The sequence below is a fragment of the Micromonospora sp. ABR4_055 genome, from assembly GCF_056160425.1.
The window spans coordinates 1-9,321 of sequence record NZ_JBSWXD010000208.1 but is presented as its reverse complement, the minus strand read 5'-3'; the positions used below and the strand labels follow the sequence as shown (position 1 = coordinate 9,321).

The 9,321-nt window shown below is 70.1% G+C and carries 2 protein-coding genes; one reads left to right on the top strand and one right to left on the bottom strand.

Features of this window, described 5'->3' with window-relative positions; translation table 11 throughout:
- Positions 1-178: 178 nt before the first annotated feature.
- Entirely contained in the window at positions 179-3,364 is a 3,186-nt protein-coding gene (locus ACXAHD_RS29570) for an FG-GAP-like repeat-containing protein (protein ID WP_475054755.1), read from the bottom strand.
- Between the two features lie 436 nt (positions 3,365-3,800).
- Between ACXAHD_RS29570 and ACXAHD_RS29565 the strand changes: the two genes are divergently transcribed.
- Positions 3,801-9,321 (top strand): sugar-binding protein (locus ACXAHD_RS29565; RefSeq protein WP_475054751.1); only part of this gene is annotated, 5,521 nt, incomplete at its 3' end.

The window sequence follows — 9,321 nt, the reverse complement described above, 5'->3', positions numbered from 1 at the left end:
CCGTGTCCCCGTCCGGCTGGACACACCAGTCGTCGTACACCCGCAACGTGCCCGGGCCGGTGCCCGCGCCGCCGGCTACGCCATGCGCCGTGCTCGAACGGCTGCGACTACTGCTGCGCCCGGATCCCTATCAACGGCTCGACTTGCAGATCGGCAACGGACGTCGACGATGCGGCGGTCAGCCGAGGCCCTTGACGCCCGGATAGGCCGCATCTGAAAGAACCTGTACGGCGGTGCCTGCGGCGGAGGTGGAGGGATGGTAGACCCGCAGTTGTCCGTCCGACGTCCACCGGGCCCACATGTCGGGTATGCCGTCGCCGTTGACGTCGGGGACGCCGATCACCAGGTCGACGCTCGCGGCCGACCAGCCGGTGCCGAAGGAGACGTCACCGTCGCGGGAGTTTATGGCCAACTTCAACGAGTGCAGGTCGACGCTACCAGCGACGGTGCCAGGTAGGCCGTGCCGCACAGACATTCTGCCGTTGTCCAAGTCGCGCCACAGTAGGTCCGGGGTGCCGTCCTGGTCGATGTCGGCCACGTTGACGATTTCCCGCCGGGCCCAGGCGGTGCCCTCCATCAGGGTCGCCTGCTGGAAGCTGGCTCCGGTGTAGCCGCTCAACGTCCAGAATGCGGGGCCGGCCCGCAGGACCAGGTCGGGGTGACCGTCCCCGGTGATGTCCCCGACGGCCTTGAGCTGGGTCCAGATGGCCGGGTCCGGTGCGTCGGCCGGCAACCGCACCCGGATCCGGTCGTCGACGTCGAAGCTGCCGTACCCGTCGCCGGGGTAGATCCAGAAGCCGCCGTCGGGGGTGCGGACGAACAGATCGGTCACGCCGTCGCCGGGGAAGGCGTCGCCGTACTTGGTGAGCAGCGCGACCTGGGAGGTCGCCGGGTCGTACCAGTGACCAGCCGGGTCGAGCTGGCCATCGACGCTGTACGACGCCGCCAGGGATCCGTACAGGGCTCCGTCGGTGTCGCTGGGATAGGTCCGCAGATTGCCGTCGGCGTCGATGATCGTCAGATCGGGTCGTCCGTCACCGCCGGTGTCACCCGGCCCGTCGGCGGTGTCGCGAGGCGGTACGTAGAAGGTGTGGTCGGTACGGGCGCTCCGGTTGCCGGCCGCGTCGTACGCGTACACCTGCAGGGTGGTCGGGCCGGAGTGTCGGGGTCGCAGGTCGGGCACGGTCGCCGTGCCGGAGTTGGCGGTCACGTATGTCAGCTCACGCCCGCCGAGCGCGTAGCTGAACTGGGCGGCGTCGGCGGCGGTGAAGGTGACCGGACCGGTCTGGCCGAACTTCACCGTTGCCCAGGTCGCTCCGTCCGGGGTGGCGGCCAGGAACACGTCGCTGGTGACGGCCGGAGCCGGTGGCGCGCTGGCGTCGATCGTGATCCGACAGGGTTGATCACCTGGCGGGAAGTACCACGATGTCGCACCGTCGGTGTCCTCAGACCGGACGTCCCAGGAGTAGGTGACGCCGTCCACCAGGCTGGTGGCGGGGATCGTCACGCTGCCCCGGCCGCTGCTCAGGCTGGTGACGAGGGTCCCGGCGGGCACCGTGCCGCCGGTGGGCCAGAAGCGGAAGCGCAGCCCGCGCAGGTTTCCGTCCGGGTCTGAACCAGTGGCGGCCAGCACCAGGTTGGTCCGGGCGACGAGGGTGCCGCCGCCGGGCCCGGGGGCGCAGTTTCCGCCGGGTGTGATGGTGCCGGCGGTCGGCTCGTTGGGGCTGCGGTTGTAGACCACGGTCAGCTCGGTCGCACTGACCTGGAACTTGCGCCAGGTGTGGGTGTCGTCCTCATCGGTGGCCCGCATGACGAAGGTGATCTGGGACCAGCCGTTGGTCGCGCCGGCCTGGGCCCCCTGCTGCACGTCGAAGCTGACGTACGCGTCGGCGCACTGGTTGCTGTAGCCATGCGCGAACGACCGACGCTGCTGCTCGGAGATCCAGTCCGGCTGCTTCTTCCAGGTGGTGCCGGAGGAGATCGCACCGGTGAGCCACAGCCGCATCTCCCGGGCCTGGCAGCTCCACGAATGGTTGTTCAGCAGCCGCAGACTCGCCGAACTGACCGTGGCGCCCTCGATGCTGCTGTTGAATCCCATCCGCCAGAAGGTGCGGGCGCGCAGCGGCGTCTCCTCCTCGTAGCCGACCCGAGCGACGGTGCTGCCGTTGTTGAAGTTGGTGCCGTTCCAGGTGTTGGTATTCGGGTGCTGGCTGTAGATGGTCGCCCACGCTTGGGTGGTGCTGCGCATCGTCGGATCGAGGAAGATCGGGAACCGGGCATCGGGGTCGTCCAGCAGTCCGCTGGCCGCCGCGTCCAGCCGCAGCCGCGCCTCACCGGTGCCGTCACCGTCGAGTGTGCTGGGCAGTTGGCCGACCTTGGAGCCCGGCTCGGCACCGCTGAGGCCGGACAGGCTCAGCACGTCGGTCGTGGTGGCCACCGAGGTACGCGGGGGCGAGTCGGGGTCGTCCGTGTTGCGTCCGGAGGAGTCCCAGCCGAACGGGGTGGGGATGGAGCTGATCTCCTCGTCGTCGGCCGGGTCGAGGATCCGGACCCCGCCGGTGACCGGATCGTGCTGGAAGACAGCGGTCGCCGACCGCAGGCCGTAGTTGATTTGGCGGACCGAGTCCACCGTGGCCGCGTCGGGCGTCTTGACGATCAGAAGTTGGGCGACGCCGCCGTCGTCGCGTACCACCATCAGCAGGTCGACGCCGGGCAGCACGTCGGGGTAGAGCGCCCGGGGGCCGTCGAGCACCGGCTCGGGTAGCGGACCGGGCCAGGTGTACGTGATGGTGTGACCGTCGAGGTCCAGCTCGGCCAGCACCCGGTCAGTGGTGTCGGTGGTGTCGGCGGGTTGGTCGTCCGCTGCCGCGTACCGGTCGGCGGCCGGTCCGCCGCTGGAGAAGCGGACCGGCGCCGGGGCGTTGACCGGCCGTACGCCGAGACCGTCGGCGTCGTCGGTGACCCGGCTGCGGCCGGCTCCGTCGGCCCGGCCCTGGTCGGCCGCACCGGTGCGGGTGAGGGTGGTGTCGAGTTCCGCCCACTGCCCGGTGGTGTCGCGGGCCCGCTGTGCGATGGCGTGGCTGGTGGTACGCAGTTGCCCGTCCGGTCTGGCCCAGGTGAGTGAGGTGGCGGTCGTCGCGGTGTCGATCAGCACCTCCTTGCCGGTGCGGCGGGCCTGGGCCAGGGCCGCTGAGTCGTCGAGCGGGCCGGCCGATGGTGCCGGATCCGCGGCGACGAGCCGGTCGATGGTGGACCGCAGCCAGGGCAGCGTCGCGGCGACGAGCGCGACCACCAGCAGACCGACGGTCAGGGTGAGCCTGGTGCGCGTACGCGTGAATGGGCTGAGCAGGCGAGGCGCGGTCACTGCGGTCTACTCCCGTGGGACCCGGTGGGCAGGGACGATGTGGACACCACTGCGCCCGCTCGGCGGCCACGGGGCAGAAGTCCGCACACGATCGCACGGACACCACTGTCGACGCGCCCCTCTTTAACGTTACTAACCTGTTATATCCCACTGGTGCGCATCGCCACCCGCGCCGGAATACGAGTCTTTGTCAGCTTTTGCTAGTGGCAACTCATCCATGTATTGCGATTTCAAGATCTCTACGCCTTGTGTGCAGATTGCCACCACAGGTCGTGATTGACCAGTGACGCAGTTCACTCAGATCCCTGCCGTCAACCTGCCGCTCACTTGAGTGTCAGATCAACTTGACGCAGAGTGCTCACGACCGTGCCCCACACCCGGCGTGTGCTCTCGCGGTCCGTCCGCACCTTCTCTTCGCGCCTGGGAGTCGACGCGCATGCGTGGAACCGGTCCACAGTCCTGGCAGCTGGACCGCCGAGCCGCCGGTGACCGAGCCACCCGTACCAGAGCACGCCGGCTCGGCCGACGGCTTGCCAGCCGGGGCGGCACGCTCCTGCTGACGGCGGTCATGGTGGTGACGGTCCTGCCCGCGCAGGCGTGGGCGATACCCGGCCCGGGAATGAGCCGCGAAGCGATCGAGGTCGACCTGCCGGACATCCCGGACGCCGAACTGGTCGGCCAGGACGAGTCAGCCGAATCCGACCTGACCACCGCCGACGAGGTACCGGTGGTGCCGTACGAACCGCAGGCCGTGACCCCGTGGGAGTCCGGCGACGGCACCGTGGACCTCACCGGTCTGGCCGCTGGTGAGACGCTGCCCGTCGACGACCTGCCGGTCGCGCTCGGCGTACCGTCCGATGGCGACCCGGCCGATCTCGCCGGCAGCTGGGCTGTCGGCCTCGCCGCCCCCGAGGCGTCCCAGGCCGCCGGTGTCGCCGGCCTGATCATGAAGATCACCCCGCCGGCCACCGCCGACCCGGCCGCCGAGGTCGCGCTGACCGTCGACTACACCACCTTCGCCGACCTGTACGGGCCGCAGGCCGCCGACCGGTTCGGCTTCCTGCTGCTGCCCGAATGCGTCTACGACGCCCCGGACAGTGGCGACTGCGCCACCGCCGACGGCAGCACCGGCCGCAGCGCCGGACCACAGGCCGGCGGTGCCGGCATCACCGGGACCGGCGAGTTCACCCCGGCACCGAGCCAGGTCTCGGTGGCGTCGACCCGGCGCGTGGTCCGCGGCACCGTCCCGGTCAGCGCGCTGCTGGCGGGCGAGCCCGCAGCAGGCCGGGCCACCACGTCCGCCACGTCGTCGAGTGTGGTCGGCGTACTGGACACCGGCGCGTCAGCGGCCGGCGACTACACCGCCACCCCGCTGCTCTCCTCCGGCTCCTGGGCGGCCGGTTCCTCCTCCGGCGCGTTCACCTACGGCTACCAGGTGCAGGTGCCGGAGACCTCCGGCGGGCTGATGCCGCAGGTCAACCTGTCGTACTCGTCGCAGTCGGTGGACGGGCGGACCTCGGCCACCAACAACCAGGCCTCCTGGATCGGCGACGGCTGGGACTACGCCGCCGGGTCAATCACCCGCAGCTACGCCAACTGCCGGCAGGACTCGAAGAAGGCCGGCTCCAACAACGCCAGCCACCGCACCGGTGACCTGTGCTGGGGGTCGAACAACGCCACCCTGTCGCTGGGCGGGATGACCACCGAACTTGTCCTCGACGACGACGAGCAAACCTGGATCACCGCCAACGGCGACGGCTCCAAGGTGCAGCTACTCAAGGACTCCGGGCTGGCCAACGGCGACGCCGACGGCGAGTACTGGGTGGTCACCACCCGCGACGGCACCCGGCACTGGTTCGGTCGGCACCGGCTGCCCGGCTGGTCGTCCGGCGACCCGGTGACCAACTCGGTGCTCACCGCCCCCGTCTACGGCAACCACCCGGGTGAACCCTGCTACCAGGTCGGCAACTGGGCCGGGTCGGCCTGCACCCAGGCGTGGCGCTGGTCCCTCGACTACGTCGAGGACGTCCACGGCAACGCGATGAGCCTGTGGTGGGCGAAGGAGACCAACTACTACGCCCGCAACTTCAACTTCAAGGACCCGGTCCGCTACGACCGGGGCGGCTACCTGACCCGGATCGACTACGGCCAGCGCGCCGACAGCGTCTACTCGGCCGCGCCGCTGGCCCGGGTCTCCTTCACCGTCGCCGAACGCTGCTTCGCTGAAGGCTCGCTGACCTGCACCGAAGCCAACTTCACCAGCACCGACCCGAGCAACTACCGGATCTGGTACGACACCCCGGCCGACCTGCACTGCACCGCTGGGCAGAAGTGCTGGAACGCCTCCCCGGCGTTCTTCACCCGCAAACGCCTCGACCGGATCACCACCTCAGCGCAGCGGCAGCCCGGCTCCACCGCACTGCAGACCGTCGACGAATACCGGCTCAAGCAGTCCTTCCCGATCCTGCGGACCGGGCTCAACACGGCACTGTGGCTGGAGTCGGTCACCCGCACCGGCTACGGCCGTAGCGGGAACCCCGACGACAAGATCGCCCTCAACGCGGTGCGGTTCGAAGCCAACCCCGACGACATGCCCAACCGGGTACGCCGCGACGACCGGCCCAACTTCTCCCGGCTGCGCATCGGCCGGGTCATCAACGAGTACGGCGGCGAAACGATCGTCACGTACAAGCAGCCGACCGGGGCCTGCGACACCGGCACCGGCCTGCCCGGCAAGAACGACACCGCCGCGTTGAAGGCCAACACCCGGCTCTGCTACCCGTCCTACTGGCACCCCGACCCGGCAGTCGAGGACATCGACTGGTTCCACAAGTACGTCGTCGACACCGTCGAGGAACTGCCCGCCGTCGACGGCGCCTACCCCACCGTCACCCGGTACTCCTACGCCGACGCCGGCTGGAAACTCGCGGAGCAGGAGTTCACCAAGAAGTCCACCCGCACCTACTCGCGGTTCGCCGGCTTCGGCCAGGTCACCGTGATCACCGGCGACGACGACCCGGCCATCGGCAGCCGCCGGAGCAAGTCCGTCACCCGGTACTTCCGCGGCCTGGGCGACACCGTCGACGTCCACGACATCGACGGCGTGTTGATCGCCTCCGACGCCGAGCCGTTCGCCGGCCGGATCGCCGAGGAACTCACCTACACCAGCGCCGACGACGCCGACGCGGCGTGGCTGACCCGCAGCATTACCGTGCCGGCCGCCACCGAACTCGCCCGGCGGGACCGCGACGACGGGCTCAGCCCGCTACGCGCCTGGCGGGTCACCGAACCCCGGCAGATCACGTACACCCGATCCTCTGGGACCGGCGACGACACCCGCACCCAACGGGTCGTCGAAGCCCGCACCACCTACGAGACGATGTACGGGCTGCCCACGCATGTCGAGTCCCGAGGCGACACCGGCCGACCCGGCGACGAGTCCTGCACGTACGTCGACTACCTGCACCGGGCCGACCAGCACGTCATCGGGATGACCCGCCAGCTGCGGACCAGCCCGACGCTGTGCGCGGACGCCGACTTCGACGACCTGACCACACTCAGCTCGGCCAGCCGGGTCGGCTACGACGGCCAGCCGTACGGCACCGCCCTCGCCGCGTCGACCCGGGCCCTGGTCACCGGCTCCTGGTCGTTGAAGGCCGACGGGTCCGGTTTCCAGAGCGACGGCACCGTCGCCTTCGACGCGATCGGCCGGGTGGTGTCCCGCACCGATCCGGACGGTAGGACCTCGACGACCACCTTCGAACCGGCCACCGGGCAGGCCTACGAGGTCGTCGAACGCAACTCGCTCGGCCACGAACAGACCGTCGAGGTCGACCCGGGTCGCGGTGTCGCCGTACGCAGCACCGACCCGAACGGGCACGTCAGCCAGTCGACGTACGACCCGCTCGGTCGCCTCGTCGAAGTCTGGGCGCCCGGACGGACCCCGACCGCCGGCGCGGTCCCGGACTTCAGCGCCGAATACCACCTGCCGGCCGGCAAACCGCCGTACGTGGTCACTCGCAGCCGCGGCCACGAGAACCGGGTCGAAACCGCCGTCACCCTCTACGACGGGCTCGGCCGGGAACGGCAGAGCCAGCAGGAAGCCGTCGGCGGCGGCCGGCTGATCAGCGACACGCTCTACAACACCTCCGGTGAGGTGTGGCAGACCAACAACGCCTACTACGCCGAGGGTGCACCGAGCGGCGGGCTGTTCACCCCGCTCGCCGACACCGCCGTGCCGAACGCCACCCGCTACACCTACGACGGTCTCGGCCGGGTCGTCACCGAGATGCCGGTGCTGCGCGGCACGGAAGCACCGGAGCGGGCAACCCGCTACGAGTACGGCACCGACCACTCCACCGTGATCAACCCGGCTGGCTCGCCGTCGTACCGGACCTACTCGGACGCCATCGGCCGCACCGTCCGGGTCGACACGTTCACCGACGCCGCGCGCACCGAGTTCACCACCATGCGGTACGGCTACCACCCGCGCGGCCAGCTGGCGTCGGCCACCCACTCCGCCGACCCGGACCGCCCGTGGACCTGGAGCTACGACCAGCGCGGCCGGCTCGTCACCGCCAACGACCCGGACTCCGGCAGCACGACGCTGACGTACGACCACCGGGACCGGCCGCTGACCTCGACTAACGCGCGTGGCGTGACGGTGTGGAACGGTTACGACGAACTGTCCCGGCCGACGCAGCAGCGGCTCGACGGGCCGAGCGGGACGTTGCTGGCCGAGTACGGCTACGACACCGCGCCGGGTGGCATCGGGCTGCCGGCGGCCGCGACCCGCTACACCGACGGGTTGGCGTACACGCAGCAGGTCGGTGGTTACACCGACGACTACCAGCCGACGTCGACGACGTTGACGTTGCCGCAGTCGGTCGCCGACATGTGGGGTCTGGCGGAGTCCTACACGTACGGCTACGCGTACACCGACACCGGGCTGCCGGCGTCGGTCGATCTGCCGGCGGTCGGTCGGATGCCGGCCGAGCAGGTGCTGGTCCGGTACACGGCCGACGGGTTGCCGCTGTCGGTGTCCGGGCAGGACTGGTACGGCGCGGAGACGGTCTACTCGCCGTACGGGCAGGTGCTCCGGTCGACGTTGGGCGCGCAGCCACACCGGGTGTGGACGACGGCGTCGTACGACGACGCCAGTGGCGCGTTGACCGATCAGCGGGTGTTCCGGGAGCAGACCGGTGATCAGGCGATCGTCGGCGGGAACCTGGTGTCGCACCGGTCGTACGGCTACGACGCGGCCGGTAACGTCACCGCGATCCGGGAGCACGCGGCCGGCATTCAGGAACGGCAGTGTTTCGGCTACGACCCGCTGGGCCAGCTGACCGGGGCGTGGACGGCTGCCGACCAGACCTCGTGCGCGGTGGCGCCGGCTGCCGCGTCGGTGGCGGCGGGTCCGGACGGGGCCGGCTACTGGCAGGAGTACTCCTATGACCTGCTCGGTAACCGGTCGGAGCTGGTGGAGAAGGACCTCGGTGGTGACACCGGGAAGGACGCGACGACGACGTACGGCTACGGCGGCGCGGACGGGTCGCAGCCGCGGACGTTGACGTCGGTCCGTAAGGAGTATGTGACGCCGGCGGGTGCGCAGGTGACGGCCGAGGCCGAGCGGTTGTACGAGGCAACCGGTGAGACGCGGTCTGTGCAGTCGGTGCCTTCCGGTGACGTGCAGGAGCTGACCTGGACCTACGACGGTCAGGTGGAGCGGATCGCCGGTCAGGGCGGTGGTGGCGGGACCGCCTATGTGGGTGTGGTGGGTAAGTGTCTGGACCTGCAGGCGGGGTTCGCGGTTGCCGGTCAGCAGGTGCAGTTGTACGAGTGCAACGGCACGACGGCGCAGCGGTGGTCGTTCACGGTGGTGGACGGGCAGCCGGATGCCGATCTGGGCACGTTGCGGGTGTACGACGACTGGTGTGTCCAGCCGGACGGGGACACGA